Below are 16,890 nucleotides of genomic sequence, written 5' to 3'. Positions count from 1 at the left end.
CCTTCAAGCAGGGAACCTCCATGAGCAAACCAACACGCGGGGTGATCAATGAATTGTTCGCCCTGCTCAAACCCTTTCGACTGATCGTCAGCGTGTCGATCCTGCTTGGCATGGTCGGTGGCCTGAGCGTCACCGCGCTGCTGGCGACCATCAACAACGTGCTGCACGCCGAGGGCGCACTGACCAGCACGATGGTCGCGGTGTTCGCCGGCCTGTGCCTGCTGGCGCTGACCAGCTCGATCTTTTCCGATATCGGCACCAATTTCGTCGGCCAGCACATCATCGCCAGATTGCGCAAAGAGCTCGGCGAGAAAGTCCTCTCGGCGCCGATCGAGCAGATCGAGCGCTATCGCAGCCATCGGCTGATTCCGGTGCTGACCCACGACGTCGACACCATCAGCGACTTCGCTTTCGCCTTTGCGCCGCTGGCGATTTCCCTGACCGTGACCCTCGGTTGCATGGGCTACCTGGCGATGCTGTCGTGGCCGATGTTCCTGATGATGGCGGTGGCGATCCTGATCGGCACGGTCATTCAGTACATCGCGCGCGGGCGTGGCATGCAGGGATTCCTCAAGGCCCGCGACTACGAAGACGAGTTGCAAAAGCACTACCACGCGGTCGCCGAGGGCGCCAAGGAACTGCGCATCCACCGCCCGCGCCGGCATCGCATGTTCGTCTCGGGCATCGAAGGCACGGCCGACAAGATCTGCGACACGCAGGTGCGTTCGGTGAACATTTTCGTGGTCGCCAAGACTTTGGGGTCGATGCTGTTCTTCGTGGTCATCGGCCTGGCACTGGGCCTGCAATCGCTGTGGCCGAGCGCCGACAAAGCGGTGATGAGCGGCTTCGTGCTGGTGCTGCTGTACATGAAAGGGCCGCTGGAACACATCATCGGCACCCTGCCGATCGTCAGTCGCGCGCAGATCGCGTTCCGCCGGATCGCCGATCTGTCCGAGCAATTCTCCTCGCCCGAGCCGCACTTGCTGCTCAGCGATCAGGGCCACCAAAAGACCCCGGTGCACAGCCTGGAACTGACCGATGTCTCGTACAGCTTCCCGACGGTAGAAGGCGCCAAACCCTTCCGGCTGGGGCCGGTGAACCTGAAAATCGAACAGGGCGACATCATTTTCATCGTCGGCGAAAACGGCTGCGGCAAGACCACGCTGATCAAGTTGCTGCTGGGCCTGTACGCACCACAGCAAGGCGAAATCCGCCTCAACCAGCAGCTCGTCGATGCCGCTAACCGCGACGATTACCGCCAGTTGTTCACCACTATTTTCGCCGACTATTACCTGTTCGACGACGTGGTTCAGGGCGACACCCATATCCCGGAAGACGCCAACCAATACCTGGAGCGCCTGGAAATTGCGCACAAGGTCAGTGTGCGTGACGGCTCGTTCACCACCACCGACCTGTCCACCGGCCAACGCAAGCGTCTGGCCCTGATCAACGCCTGGCTGGAAGAGCGTCCGGTGCTGGTGTTCGATGAGTGGGCCGCCGATCAGGACCCGACCTTCCGGCGGATTTTCTACACCGAGCTGCTGCCGGACCTGAAGCGTCTGGGCAAGACCATCATCGTCATTTCCCACGACGATCGTTACTTCGATGTCGCCGACCAACTGGTGCGCATGAGCGCCGGCAAAGTGGTCACTGAGCTGCAACCCGCCTGACTGTGAAAAATTTGTAAAAAAAATGGCGTTGAGCTTTCCGGTTTTCGGAAGGCTCAACGTCTTACTAACAGTTAATAGAAATAGTTCTCAGTCAACACTTTGAAGAGTAGAAGAACAATGCCCGCACCGCACGGACTCCACCCGCTCGCCAAGGCTCTGCTGATCCGCCGCTCCTTCCGTTGCACCTTGCCCGCGTTCTGCGCCATGGCCCTGACTGTGCCGATGATCGGCCAGGCCCAGGCCGCCGCCGTGGCGATCAATATTCCTGCCCAGTCGCTGGGGAGCGCCTTGCAGGAATTCGGTCGCCAGACCAACCTCCAAGTGCTGTACAGCCCGGATGAAGTCAGCGGCCTGCGCAGCAGCGCGGTCAGTGGCAACCTGGAACCGACCGCCGCCATCGCGCAACTGCTGCAAGGCACCAACATCGCCTACAGCGTCGAAGGCAACAACGTCGCCTTGCGTTCGCGCAGCACCGGCGGTGCCAGCCTCGATCTGGCCCCGACCAGCATTTCCGCCACCGCCGAATCGGCCTGGGGCCCGGTCGACGGGATCGTCGCCAAGCGCAGCGCCACCGGTTCGAAGACCGATTCGTCGCTCAAGGAAATCCCGCAGACCATCAACGTCGTCACTCAAGACGAAATCAAGATGCGCGGCTCGAAGACCGTCACCGAAGCCCTGCAATACACCCCCGGCATGACCGGCGGCGGTTTCTCGGACCGGGTGAAGATCTTCGACGAACCGACGTCCCGTGGCTTCTCCCCTACTCCGCTGTACCTCGACGGCCTGCACATGCCTTACGGCGGCGGCAGCACCGGCGGTTCGCTGCAGATCGACCCGTACACCCTGGAGCGCGTCGAAGTGCTCAAAGGCCCGGCCTCGGTGCTGTACGGCCAGAACCAGCCTGGCGGTATCGTCAACATGGTCAGCAAGCGCCCGACCGCGACCCCGCTGCACGAAGTGAAGCTCGGTGGCGGCAGCTATGACCGCAAGTACGGTGCCTTCGACCTCGGCGGCCCGATCGATGATCAGGGCGAATTCCTCTACCGGCTGACCGGTGTGGTCAACGACAGCGGCTCGGCCATCGACTACGCCAGCCAGAACCGCATGCTGCTGGCGCCGAGCCTGACCTGGCTGCCCAACGACCAGACCACCATCACCGTGTTCGGGCAGTACCAGAAAGACCACGACGTACCGGAAGCCCAGGGCCTGCCGGCCAACGGCACGGTGCATCGTAGCCAGGCCGGGCGCATCAGCCGCAGCCTGTTCCTCGGCGAGCCGGACGTGAACAAGTACCACCGCGAGCAGTTCGTCGTCGGTTACGAGATCGCCCACGAACTCAACGACGTCTGGACCCTGAAACAGAATGCGCGTTACGCCGACGTCAACGACCAGTACGTGGCGCCGCTGCACGGTTATTCGTTCCCGACCAACCCGGTTACCGGCCTCAACGACGGCAGCTACCAGAGCCGTTATGCGGTGGACTGGTCGCAGCACAACAAAGTCTACGGCATCGATAACATCGCCCAGGCCAAGTTCCACACCGCCGACGTCGAGCACACCGTGCTGCTGGGTGTGGATTACTACCACTACAATTCGAAATTCCTCGGCCTGTACGACCGCACCGCTCCGGGTCTGGATCTGTACAACCCGGTGTATGGCAGCCAGATCAATTTCCGTCAGCCGTACAAATGGGACAACACCATCACCCAGACCGGCCTGTACGCTCAGGATCAACTGCGTTGGAACCAGTGGTTCCTGACCCTCGGCGGTCGGTATGACTTCGCCGAAACCGACAACAAGCAACCGCTGAGCGGCGGCCACAGCAACCAGAAAGACGAGAAGTTCACCGGTCGTGCCGGCCTCGGCTACGAGTTCGACAACGGCATCACGCCGTACGTCAGCTACGCCGAATCGTTCCTGCCGCAAACCGGTACCGACATGAGCGGCGGCGCTTTCGAACCGACCACCGGCAAGCAGTACGAAGTCGGCGTCAAGTACGAGCCGAAGGCCATCGATGGCTTCATCCAGCTGTCGGCGTACCAGATCGATCAGGACAACATGCTGACCAGCGACCTCGCCAACCCGGGCTTCAGCACCCAGAGCGGCTCCGTGCGTTCGCGCGGTATCGAGCTGGAAGGCAAGGTCAACGTCACCCGCAACCTGCGCGTGCTGGCGGCGGTGTCGCGTAACCAGACCAAGTGGGAAAAAGACAACGACGGTCGTGAAGGTCGCACCCTGGCCATGCGTCCACCGCTGACCGCTTCCGCGTGGGTCAACTACGACTTCGACATCTCCACCGCCCTCGCCGGCTTCGGCATGGGCCTGGGCGCCCGCTACGTGCGCAGCAGCTACGGTTCGGATTACGAGTCGGACTCGTTCCAGATTCCGTCCTACACCGTGTATGACGCCATGGTTTCCTACGATCTGGAGAAATCGCCGCTGCATGTTAAAGGCGTGAAACTGCAAGCCAACCTGCAGAACCTCACTGACGAGAAGTACGTTGCTGCGTGCAACGGCACCCTCGACTGCTATTACGGCGAAGGCCGGACCATGACTGCTGACGTGACCTACAACTGGTAATACGTTTAGCGCTCACTGAAACGCCGGCATTTGCTGGCGTTTTTTTTGGGGGGGCTGATTGGGGCTTGGCGGCCTTTGGGCCGACCAGGCTCTTGGGGTTTTGGGGGGATATCCGTTGCTGCGGTAACGGCCTCCTATGGTTCCGCCCTTACGGCGGGTCACTTTTTCCAAACACCGAAAAAGTAACCAAAAAGGCTTCCCCCGGCGTACGGCACTTCGCTGAGGCTCAGTGTTCCCTCGCTACGGTGTCCATCCGGGGGCATCGCCTACGGTTTGCTTCGCTGCACCTCCTCTCGATGTATGCGGCTTCGCCGCATGGCGCTGCGCGCCTAACCCCCGGATGGACACCTACGCTCGGCCTGCCGAAGGGGCAAAAGATCAAAAGCTAAAGCCACATCAAAAGCCAGATCAAGAGCCCCTCACCCTAGCCCTCTCCCGGAGGGAGAGGGAACTGATCGCGGTGTTTGGGAGAGGTACGCCGACGTGAAATACCGAGTCGAACACCAATTTTGAAAAGCCCAAAAATTGGCCCCCTCTCCCTCCGGGAGAGGGCTGGGCGGGCGGCGTTCCGATGAGGGGCAAGAGCACCACAAAACCAAAGCCGAATCCCGTGCTCTGCACCACTCAATAGGCCGAGTGTCAGCTCGCCTGCTTTTGATCTTGTTCTGTAAGGCGACGTCGGAAGGCTGAGTGGAGGGATTCATCCGGGGGTGGGAGCGCAGCGACCGTTTGGCGCAGCCAAACACAGCGAGAGGAGGTGCAGCGAAGCAAACCGTAGGCGCTGCGCCCGGATGGAGCCCGGAGCGAAGGGACCCCGAGCCCCAGCGAGCGGGCCGAACGTAGGAGCAAGCGTTTTTTTGCTTACTTTTTTTAGGCGTTTGTAAAAAAAGTGAGTCGCCGTAAGGGCGAAACCCTAAGTGGCCGTTACCGCAGCAACGGATATTCCCCCCCCCACCCCGTCAAGCCAAAGCAAACACCTCTACCAACCGCCCAGCAATCAACCCCAGCGCCTCTTCAGCCTCATCAACAATCGCCCCCATCCGCATAAAGTCATGGGTCATGCCGGCGTAAACCTGCAAATCCACCGCAACCCCCGCCGCCTGCAAATGCCGCGCATACGCCACGCCCTCATCATGCAACGGATCACACTCGGCCAACACCATCAACACCGGCGCGACATTGGCCGGGACTTCGCCGAGCAACGGCGAGAAACGCGGATCAAGACGATCGCTGGCATCACGCTGATAGTGCGCGTAGAACCACTGCAGCGAAGCCTTCTCCAGCAGATAACCTTCGGCAAAACGCTCGATCGAAGGCGTACTGCGACTGGCATCGGTGACCGGATAAATCAGCACCTGCAAACGCGGCTGCACAGCGGCATCCGTCAGTTGCGCAGCCAGCACCGTGGCCAGGCTGCCACCGACGCTGTCACCGGCAACCGCCAGCCGCGCCGCATCGATGCCCAGATCAGCTGCACTCGCCACCAGCCACTCCCAGGCATCGCGGGCGTCATCGGCTGCTGTGGGAAAGCGATGTTCCGGCGCCAGTCGATACGCCACCGACAGCACCACGCAATCCGCCAGCAAGGCCAGCGCGCGGCACAGCGAATCATGCGAGTCGAGGCTGCCGACCACATAGCCGCCGCCATGGAAATACAACAGTGCCGGACGACCCGCACCCGCCTGCAACGCATGGTTACTGTAGATCCGTGCGTTCAACAGTGCACCGTCACGCACCGGCAATTGCAGCTCATCGACTACGGCCAGTTCTTCACCGCCGGCGTCCATCAGCAACGATGACTGATCGAACTGTTCCCGCGCCTCGCTCGGGGTCAGCTCATGCATGCCGACGCGTTTGCCACTGGCCCGGCCGTTGCCGACCAATTGCAGAAATGCGGCGATATCAGGATTCAATGACATTCAAATCTCCAAAGCGATCGGGCGCCATCAGCGCCCGATCGCTTTTACTTGGCTTTCACAGCAGGTTTCAGGACATGACTACTGATTCAACGATCTGGCCGAGCATTTCTTCAGCCTCGGACAGGAAAGTTTCATCGCGCGGGATCTGGAAGTGCCCGCAATCCAGCCATTCGCCGCCCATGCCCGGCTGACCGAGTTGCGCCGCCAGCTCCAGTGCCTCGGCTTCGCGACCCAAGGTCCACCAGCACGTCGGGTTGACGGTCAGCGGCGCACAGCGCTCAAGCTTGAGCGACAACTGCTTGAGCCGGCGCGCCACGCTGAACACCTGCGCCAGTTCTTCGGCACCCAGCGCCACATAGGTCGACGCCCCGCGCTCGGCGCTCATGGCACGCTGGAACAGCGCACGCAGGTTGTGCGGCGTTTCTTCACCGTCGATGGACAGGCCCGGTGCGGCGTCCGGCAGCGTCACCTGCAGGAAATCGCGCAGGTCGGCTTGCCAGTCATCGACCGCCCCGGCGTCGACCGCCGCCGACGGCACGAAGCTGTCGACCAGCCCGACAAACTTGACCTGTTGCCCGGCCTGCTCCAGTTGCGCGGCAATCAACATCGCCAGCGTTCCGCCCAGCGACCAGCCCAGCAGGTGATACGGCCCCTGCGGCTGTTTCTGGCGAATCTGCGCCAGGTAATCACTGGCCATTTCCTGCAGCGAGGTGTCGTTGAACGTCGGATCCAGCAGCATCCGCGACTGAATCGCCAACAGCTGACGTTGACCACTCAAGCGCCGCGCCAGCGGCTCGTAGTCGAACACCGTGCCGAAGCCGGCGTGGAGGCAGAACAACGGCGCCACGCCCTTGACCTCGGCGTTCATCGCCAGCAACCCGGAGGCTTTTTCTGCCGTGCCCTGAACGCTCGCTACCAGTTCGCCGATGCTCGGTTTCTGCATCAGGTCGCGCAGTTTCAGGCTCAGTCCCTGAGCCTTGAGCACACGGCTGCGAGCCACCACTTGCAGGCTGAGGATCGAGTCGCCACCCAGTTCGAAGAAGTTGTCGGTGAGCCCGACCCGTTCGATTTTCAGCACCTCCTGCCAGATCTTCGCCAGGGCTTTTTCCAGCTCGGTGCGCGGCTCGACGTAGGCCAGCCGCTGTTCGGCGTCCGGATTCGGCAGGGCCTTGCGGTCGAGTTTGCCGTTCGGCGTCAGCGGCATGCGCTCAAGCACCATCAGGTGTGCCGGCACCATGTAATCCGGCAGGCTGGCCTTGAGCTGCTCGCGCAGACGTTCGCCCAAACCGTCGGCCGGCGTCTCGGCAGTGGCCAGTACATAGCCGAGCAGCTGTTTGCCGCTAACGCCCTCGCGGGCCACTACGGCAGCGTCACGCACACCCGGCTGCTGCTTGAGGCGCGCTTCGATTTCACCCAGCTCGATGCGGAAACCACGGATTTTCACCTGATGGTCGATCCGCCCGAGGTAGTCGACGGTGCCATCGGCACGCTGGCGCACCAGGTCGCCGGTGCGGTACAGGCGACTGCCGTCGGCACTGAACGGGTTGGCAACGAAACGTTCGGCGGTGCCACCGGCACGCCCCAGATAACCGCGCGCCAACGCACCGCCCAGGTACAACTCACCGGCAATCCCGGCCGGCAGCGGGTTGAGGTCGCTGTCGAGCACATAACCGCTGCGCTCGCCGACCACGCTGCCGATCGGCGCATAGGCCGCGCCGCATTGATCGTCGACCGCGGCCTTCCAGATCAGCGGCGTGACCACCGTTTCAGTCGGGCCATAGCCGTTGATGATGTACTGCGGTTGCAGCGCGCGTTTGGCCAATTCAAAACTCGCCACCGGCACCGCATCCCCGCCGAAGCAGTAGATTCGTACCGGCGGCGGATTGCCGTGCTGCTCAGCGTGTTCGGCCAGTTGTTGCAGGTACACCGGCGGGAACGCGGCCACGGTCACGCCATGCTGATGCAGGGCGTCACAGGTCTGTTCGGCCGTCCACAGGCTGTCGTCGCGAATCAGCAAACGCGCGCCGTGCGTCAAGGTGGTCAGCCAGCGCTCATGCGCGCCGTCGAAGGCGAACGACATGAAGTGCAACTCGCAATCGGCCGCGCTCATTTCGTAACGCTGACCGATCGCCTGGCAGTGCATCGCCAGTGGCCCGTGCGCCACGCCGACACCTTTCGGCTGACCGGTGGAACCGGAGGTGTAGATCACGTAGGCCAGGTTGCCCGGCTGCACCGCCACTTGCGGCGCCGAATCCGGCTGAGTGCGCAGATCCAACTGATCGAGTTCCAGCACATGCAGATTGGCTTGGGTCGGCAGCACCTGACGCAGACTCGAATCGCTGAGCAACAAGGCGATGCCCGAATCGTGCATCAGATAACTCAAGCGCTCGCGGGGATAGGTCGCGTCCAGCGGCACGTAGGCACCACCGGCCTTGAGCACCGCCAACAGCGCGACGATCATGTTTTCGCTGCGTGGCAGGGCCACACCGACCCGCACTTCCGGACCGACACCTTCGGCGATCAGCGCATGCGCCAGACGATTGGCCCGCGCTTCGATCTGGCCGTAGCTGAAGGCTTGCTCATTGAAGATCACTGCGGTTTGTTCGGCACGCTGCGCGGCCCATCCGGCAATGCGCTGGTGCACCAGCGTGGTCTGCGCTGGCGCGACAACTTCCGGCGCGGGCGCGACTTGCCCGGTCGGCAGACCGATGCGTCCCAGTGCCTGCCCGGCGTCCTGAACCAATGCGGTGAGCAGGCCTTCCATGTTGCTGCGGATGCCTTCCACGGTCGCCAGATCGAAGTGTTCGCGCAGGAACATGTACTCGATCACCAGCCCGTCTTCGAGCGTGACCATCAGGTCCATCGGGAAGTTGGTCAGGCCCGAGTTATTGATCTCGCCAAACTTCAGCGAATCATCGCGCCACTCGCGCAGCGCCTGATCGATCGGGTGGTTTTCGAACACGATGATGCTGTCGAACAGCGACTGCCCGGCACGCCCGCCCCAACGCTGGACGTCGGTCAACGGGGTGTACTCGCGCTCGCGCATCTCCAGGTTGAAATCCTGCAACTCGCGCAACCAGGCGCCCACGGCCTGCTCGGCCGGTACGTCCTTGATCACCGGCAAGGTGTTGATGAACAGGCCGAGGATCGATTCCGAGGCCGGCAGGCTCGCCGGACGCCCCGCCACCGTGGCGCCAAACGCCACGCAGCGCTGGCCGCTGTAACGGCTGAGCAGCACCAGCCACGCGCCTTGCACCAAGGTGTTGAGGGTGATCTGCTGCGCCTGGGCAAAGGCTTTCAACTGTTCGGTGCGGGTTGCGCCCAGACGGCTGTACAGCGCCTGGTGACCGCGACCGCTGCCGGTGCGCGTCACTGCGTCCGCCAGATAGGTCGGCTCGTCGAGCAAGCTCAGGTGCTGACGCCAGAAACCTTCGCTGGCGTTCGCGTCCTGCTGTTGCAGCCAGTTGATGTAACCACGGTACGGCACCGCGTCGGCCAGTGGTCGTCCGGAATACTGGCTCAGCACCTCACCGATCAACTGCGAACTGCTCCAGCCGTCGATCAGAATGTGATGGTAGGTCCAGATCAGTTGATAGCTGTGCTCGCCGACTTGCACCAGCGTCAGCCGTTGCAGCGGTGGCTGGTCAAGGTCGAAGCCCTTGGCCCGCTCGGCATCCGCCAGACCTTGCAAGGCTTCGGCCGAATGATCCTGCTCACGCCAGTCGAGCAGACTGAACGGCAACTGCGGATCGGCGAGGACGAATTGCAGCGGCTCGGCCATGTCCTGCCAAAGGAAACCGGTGCGCAGAATGTCGTGGCGACGGCTGACGGTTTCCCACGCGGCTTGCAGGCGCAGCGGCTCAAGGCCCTGCACCGGAACGCTCAACTGGTTGACGTACAGGTCCGATTCCGGCGAATTCAGGCCGAGGAACAGCATGCCCTGCTGCATCGGCGACAAGCGATAGAGCCCGTCGAGTTGCCCGGCTGGCAGTGGCAGTTGCGCGACTTGCGCCTCGCTCAAGCCGTGCAGCGGCAGGTCGATCAGCGCCGGCTCCGGCGCCACACGCCCTTCGGCAGCCTGCACGCACAGGGCCAGTTGCTGAATGGTCGGTTGCTGGAACAGGTCTTTCGGGCTCAGCTCCAGCCCTTGCTGGCGGGCGCGACTGACCACCTGAATCGAGATGATCGAATCGCCGCCCAAGGCAAAGAAACTGTCGTTAGTGCTGACCTGCTCAAGGCCCAGCACCTCCTTCCAGATCTCCACCAACGCCTGCTCGGTGGCATTCGCCGGTTCGACATGCAACTGCGCGGCGCTGAGCTCCAGTGCTGGCAGGCGCTTGCGATCGATCTTGCCGTTGGGAGTCAGCGGCAGCTGCGCCAGCCACAGGCGATGGCTCGGCACCATGTAATCCGGCAGGGTCGCACCTAGCCAGTTGCCGAGGGTTTGCTGCAGTTCGGCCTGTTGCTCGGCGCTGGCGTCGATGATCGCCGGGTCGCTCGGCACCAGATAAGCAATCAGTTGCTGACTGCCCGACACTTCGCTGGCCACGACCACCGCTTCACGCACGGCGGCATGCGCCAGCAGACGCGCTTCGATTTCGCCCAGTTCGATACGCAAGCCGCGAATTTTCACCTGATGGTCGATCCGGCCCATGTACTCCAGCTCGCCCTCCTCGCGCTGACGAATCAGGTCGCCGGTGCGGTACATGCGCTCGCCGTTGCCGACGAAAGGATTCGGCACGAAGCGCTCGGCGGTCATCGCCGCACGCCCCAGATAACCGCGCGTGATGCCGGCGCCGGACAGGTACAACTCGGCCGAAACGCCTTGTGGCACCGCTTGCAGATCGGCATCCAGCAGATGGCTGGCGCTGTGATCGAGCGCACGCCCAATCCGCGCCTGACCGCCAGCGCTGCGGCGGGTCCAGGTCGAATAGGTGGTGTCTTCCGACGGGCCATACAGGTCGTAAACGTGTTCGACCGTCGATTGCTGATACAGCGCCTCCACCAGCGCTTGCTTCAGCGGTTCACCCGCCAGATTGATGATGCGCACGCTCGGCGGAATCTGCCCGGCACGCTGCAGTGCGGCAATCGCCGACGGCACGGTGTTGATCAGGCGTACCTGATCGCGGGCCGGCAGTTGCGCCAGCTCCAGCGCATTACGGGCGATGATCAGCGAACCACCGTTGGCCAATGTGACGAATAGCTCCCACACCGACAGGTCGAAGCACACCGACGTCGAGGCCAGTACGCCTTGAATGTCGTCGCGGCTGTAGACCCTGGCGGACCAGTCGATCAGCGCCATGACGTTGCGATGGGCAATCGCTACGCCTTTCGGTTTGCCGGTGGAGCCGGAGGTGTAGATCACGTAGGCGAGGTTGTCCGGAGCGACCGATGTTTGCGGCGCGCTGCTCGGATAGCCGCTCAGCGATAGCTGATCCAACAGCAGCACTTGCGTATCGCCCGGCACGTTCAGGGTTTTCGCAACCGCCTGTTCGGTGAGCAACACCCGCGCCCGGCTGTCTTCCAGCATGTAAGCGACGCGATCGGCCGGGTAATCCGGGTCCAGCGGCACATAGGCGCCACCGGCCTTGAGCACCGCGAGTAAGGCAATCAGCAACTGCTCGGAACGTGGCATGGCCACGCCCACGCGCACTTCCGGGCCAACACCCAGCTCGATCAGTTTGTGCGCCAGACGATTGGCCTGCGCGTCCAGCTCGGCGTAAGTCAGTTGCGTATGGGCGAAGGTCACCGCCAAGGCATCCGGAGTCGCCGCCACTTGACGGGCGATGGCTTGATGGATGCACAGATCGGTGGAGAAGTCGGTATTCACCTGCGGGCTGTGCTCGATCAGGTTCAGTTCACTGAGCGAACGCTCCCCCGACTCGCTCATCTGCCCGAGCAAACGCTGCAGATACCCGGCCAGTTGCACCACGCTGTGCGCGGCAAAGCTTTCGCACTGGTAGCTGAAGTGCATCGACAACTCGTCGCTCAGGTGCACCAACAGCGTCAGCGGGTAGTTGGTCTGTTCATGATTGTGGATTTCACCGAAGCGCAGTTCTTGCGGTGCGCCCTGCGCCAGCGCCTCGGACACCGGGTAGTTCTCGAACACCAGAATGTTGTCGAACAGCGCCTCACCATTGCGTGCCGCCCAGCGCTGAATATCGAACAGCGGGGTGTGCTCATGCTCGCGCAAGGCCAGGTTCTGCGCCTGCACGCTCTGCAACCATTCGCCAACGCTCGATGGCGACTGCGGGCTGGCGATGACCGGCAAGGTGTTGATGAACAGGCCGATCTGCTGCTCGACGCCTTTGAGCTCGGCCGGACGTCCCGCGACCGTGGCGCCGAATGCCACGCACGGCTGGCCGGTCAGGCGCTGCAACAGCAGCAACCATGCCGCCTGAATCAGCGTGTTGAGGGTGACTTTCTGCTGGCGCGCGAACTCGCCCAGACGCCGCGTCTGCTCAGCGTCGAGTACGCAGAAATGTTCACCATGGCCATCGCGCGGTGCATCGCCGCGCTGCGCCTGCAACGCTTGCGCGAGCAAGGTCGGCGCTTGCAGGTCAGCCAGTTGCGCGGTCCAGTAACGCTCGCTGGCCTGCACGTCCTGGCGCTGCAGCCATTCGATGTAATCGCGATAACGTCCGGCCAGTGGCGGCTGGGCAACCCCGCTGTAGCGCTGCAGGACTTCGCCGAGCAACTGCGAGTTGCTCCAGCCGTCCATCAGGATGTGGTGGTTGGTGTAGATCAAGTGGCAACGCTGCTCGTCCAGACGCACCACGAGCATGCGCAACAGCGGCCCCTGGCTCAGGTCGAAACCTTGCGCCTGTTCGGCGGCGGCCAGTGCATTCAGGTCGTTCTGGCAATCGTCGCGATCACGCCAGTCGAGCACGCGGAACGGCATGTCCAGTTGCTTGTGCACCACCTGCACCGGTCGCACCAGTTCACCCTGCCAGACAAAGCTGCTGCGCAGGATGTCGTGGTTGTCCACCGCCGCTTGCCAGGCTTGCTGGAAGCGTTGCGGATCGAGGCCTTCGACATCGAGCCGGACCTGGTTGATGTAATCGCCGGTGGCCTGCTCGTAGAGGCTGTGGAACAACATGCCCTGCTGCATCGCCGACAGCGGATACACATCGGCGACCTGGCGTGGCGCCAGCGGGAACTGATCAAGCTGCGCCTGCGTCAGGCCGGCCAACGGGAAGTCCGACGGGGTCAGGCCTTCGACGCCCGGGGTCAGGCAATGGCCGATCAACGCTGCGAGTTCTGCGGCGTAAACTGCGGCCAGGGCTTCAATCACCGCGCTGTCGAAACGCTCGCGGCTGAACGTCCAGCCCACCCGCAGCTCGCCGCCATACACTTGACCGTTGAGAGTCAACCAGTTGCCCAGCGGCGCCTCCGGGCTCTGATCGAGGCCGGCGTTGTCCGGCGACGGCACGAACAGCGCAGCCTCGTCGCCGGCGAAACTGCCGTCGAACTGCCCAAGATAGTTGAAGGTGATGCGCGGGCTCGGCAAGGCCTGCAGGCTCTGCTGCGCCTGCGCATCACCGAGGTAACGCAAGGCGCCGAAACCGATGCCCTTGTTGGGGATCGAGCGCAGTTGTTCCTTGATCTGCTTGATCGACTCGCCAAGCGAGTCTGCTGGCGTCAGGCGCACCGGGAACAGGCTGGTGAACCAGCCCACCGTGCGGGTCAGATCGACGCCGTCGAACAGTTCTTCGCGACCATGGCCTTCGAGCTGGATCAGCGTCGACGCCTGCCCGCTCCAGCGACCAATGACCCGCGCCAATGCCGTCAATAACAGATCGTTGACCTGGGTGCGGTACGCCGCCGGGGCCTCTTGCAGCAGTTGGCGGGTCAGCTCGGCACCGAGCCGGGTTTGTACGGTCTGGGCCAGACGATTGTCCTGGCTGGCGTCAACGCGTTTGCACGGCAGATCGGTACTCACATCGCTCAGGCAGGCCTGCCACCAAGCCAGTTCGGCCTGCAACGCCGGGCTGTTAGCGTAACGCTGCAAGTGCTCACCCCAGTCCTTGAAGGCACTGGTCCGGGACGGCAGGCTCAACGGCTGATCATCAAGCAGTTGCTGATAAGCGTTTTGCAGGTCTTCCAGCAGAATCCGCCACGAGACGCCGTCCACCGCCAGGTGATGAATCACCAACTGCAGACGCTGTGTGCCATCGGCCAGAGTTGCCAGCACCGCACGCAGCAACGGCCCGTGTTGCAGATCGAGGCTGCGCTGGGCGCGGTTACCCAAGGCTTCAAGGGCGGCGGCATCGGCCACGTCCTCCTGCCAGAGCAGGTTCTGCGGCAGCGCTTCGACCGCGCGGTGCTCGGCCTGCCACACGCCATCGTGCTGAGTGAAGCTCAGGCGCAAGGCATCGTGATGAGCCACCAGTGCGCGCAACACTTGCTCGACTTTTTCCGCGTCCAGCGCCTGCCGCGGTTGCAGCAGCACAGACTGGTTCCAGTGATGACGCTGCGGAATTTCGTCGGCGAAGAACTGCTGCTGGATCGGCAGCAGCAACGCTGCACCGCTCGCGGCTTGCTGATCAATCGTCGATTCGTCACCACCCCACTGCGCGACCAGTGCCAGACGCTGTACGGTCTGGTGCTGGAACAGGTCTTTGGGATTGAGGCGGATGCCGGCCTGACGGGCGCGGCTGACCACTTGGATCGAGATGATCGAGTCGCCGCCCAATTCGAAGAAGTTGTCGTTGATGCCGACTTGCGGCAGCTTCAACACGTCCTGCCAGATCGCGGCCAGACCCTGCTCCATCGCGCTTTGCGGCGCCTGATAGGTCTGCTGCGCCTGGCTGGCGTCGGGTGACGGCAAGGCGTTGCGATTGAGTTTGCCGTTGGCGGTCAACGGCAATTGCGCCAGCAGCAACAGGTGCGCCGGAACCATGTGATCCGGCAGATTGGCCTTGAGTTCGGCGCGCACGCTGTCGCGCCACAGCGCCTGTTCGGCCGGGCTTGCGTCGAGCAGCGCGGCGTCGCCTGGCACCAGATACGCCACCAGTTGCTGACCGCTGAGGCCCGGCTGCGCCAGCACCACGGCCTGGCGCACCGCAGCCTGTTCCAGCAGTTGCGCTTCGATCTCGCCGAGTTCGATACGGAAACCGCGAATCTTCACCTGATGGTCGATCCGGCCGATGTATTCGATCACGCCGTCGGCGCGGTAGCGCGCCAGGTCACCGGTACGGTACAGACGCCCGCCATCAGCGGCGAACGGGTCGGGAATAAAGCGCAGGCTGGTCAGATCCGCGCGGTTCAAATAACCACGAGCCAGGCCGGCACGACCGACGTACAACTCACCGATGCAGCCTTTGGCGACCGGGTTCAGATCTCCGTCGAGCAAGTACCAGGACAGGTCCGGGATCGGTTCGCCGATCGGGCTGCTGGCGTCACGCTGCAAGTCGGCAAGCGAAATCGGCCGGTAGGTCACGTGCACGGTGGTTTCGGTGATGCCGTACATGTTGATCAGTTGCGGTGCCTGATCGCCGAAACGCTCGAACCACGGACGCAGACTCTTGACCTCCAGCGCCTCGCCGCCGAACACCACGTAACGCAGCGCCAGTGCTTGCGCCGCATGCTGCGGGGCGCAGGCCACTTGCATCAATTGCTTGAACGCCGACGGCGTCTGGTTGAGCACGGTGACGCCTTCGCGGCAAAGCAAGGCGAAGAAATCTTCCGGCGAGCGGCTGACCTCGTAAGGCACCACCAGCAGTTTGCCGCCGTACAGCAGCGCGCCGAAAATCTCCCACACCGAGAAGTCGAACGCGTAGGAATGGAACAGGCTCCAGACATCCGTGGCGCCGAAATCGAACCACGCATCAGTGGCCTCGAACAGGCGCAGCACGTTGCGATGGGCCAGCAACGTGCCCTTCGGCTGCCCGGTAGAACCGGAGGTGTAGATCACGTAAGCCAGGTTGTCCGGGCTCATGCGCACCTGCGGATTGCTGTCGCTGTAGCCTTCCAGACCGTCACGTTCCTGATCGAGCATCAGGCTGCGCAGCGAATCCGGCATCGGCAGACGCCCCAGCAGATGACTCTGGGTCAGCAGCAAGGCAATGCCGCTGTCGCCGATCATGTAGCTCAGGCGTTCTTCCGGATACGTCGGGTCCAGCGGCACATAGGCGCCGCCGGCCTTGAGAATCGCCAGCAGGCCGACCAGCATGTCGAGGCTGCGCTCCACCGCCAGACCGACGCGCACGTCCGGGCCGACACCGCTGGCAATCAGCTTGTGGGCCAACTGGTTGGCGCGACTGTTCAGCTCGCCGTAGCTCAGGGACTGCCCGGCACAGCTCACGGCAATCGCTTGCGGGGCGCGGGCGGCTTGTTGTTCGATCCGTTGATGCAGGCACTGCTCGCTCGGGAAATCGCGGATGGCCGGGTTCCACTGCTGCAAGGTCGCCGCGCGTTCGGCGGCGTCATGCAGCGGCAGTTCGGCGATGCGCTGAGCGCTGTCGGCGACGATGCCTTGCAGCAGATGGGTCCAGTGTTGCGCCAGGCGTTCGATGGTTTCGAGGTCGAACAGGTCGGTGGCATAGGTCAGCTCGGCCCAGACGTTGTCGCTCGATTCAAAGGTGTTCAGGGTCAGGTCGAACTGCGCGGTACTGGACGCCCACGGCAAGCCTTCAATCGCCAGTTTTGGCAGACGCGTGGCGCCCTGCGCCTGACGCACCTGGCTCTGGTGGTTGTGCATGACCTGGAACAGCGGGCTG

General features: G+C 63.1%; 4 protein-coding genes (1 of these 4 cut by a window edge). 2 read left to right on the top strand and 2 right to left on the bottom strand.

All coding sequences use genetic code 11. From position 1 onward, the window contains the following. Positions 1–20: 20 nt before the first annotated feature. Positions 21–1,670 carry a cyclic peptide export ABC transporter gene (locus ACIP8I_RS03130; RefSeq protein ID WP_400758605.1) on the top strand — a complete coding sequence of 550 codons (1,650 nt, stop codon included), beginning with the start codon at positions 21–23 and terminating at the stop codon, positions 1,668–1,670. A 117-nt stretch (positions 1,671–1,787) separates the two neighbouring features. Beyond that, positions 1,788–4,250 carry a TonB-dependent siderophore receptor gene (locus ACIP8I_RS03125; protein ID WP_367084001.1) on the top strand — a complete coding sequence of 821 codons (2,463 nt, stop codon included), beginning with the start codon at positions 1,788–1,790 and terminating at the stop codon, positions 4,248–4,250. A 959-nt stretch (positions 4,251–5,209) separates the two neighbouring features. Here ACIP8I_RS03125 and ACIP8I_RS03120 read toward each other — a convergent pair. Then, entirely contained in the window at positions 5,210–6,169 is a 960-nt protein-coding gene (locus ACIP8I_RS03120; protein WP_400758603.1) for an alpha/beta hydrolase, read from the bottom strand. 67 nt (positions 6,170–6,236) lie between these two features. Further along, positions 6,237–16,890: the 3' portion of a non-ribosomal peptide synthase/polyketide synthase gene (locus ACIP8I_RS03115; protein ID WP_400758601.1), read on the bottom strand. It continues 4,343 nt past the right edge of the window; the window shows 10,654 of its 14,997 coding nt (coding positions 4,344–14,997); its start codon lies off the right edge, out of view; the stop codon is at positions 6,237–6,239.

Origin of the sequence: Pseudomonas sp. NPDC088414 (genome assembly GCF_044753325.1) — a bacterium.
Classification (GTDB): domain Bacteria; phylum Pseudomonadota; class Gammaproteobacteria; order Pseudomonadales; family Pseudomonadaceae; genus Aquipseudomonas.
The sequence above is the reverse complement of the archived record's forward strand: the minus strand, read 5'-3'. Positions and strand labels throughout refer to the sequence as shown.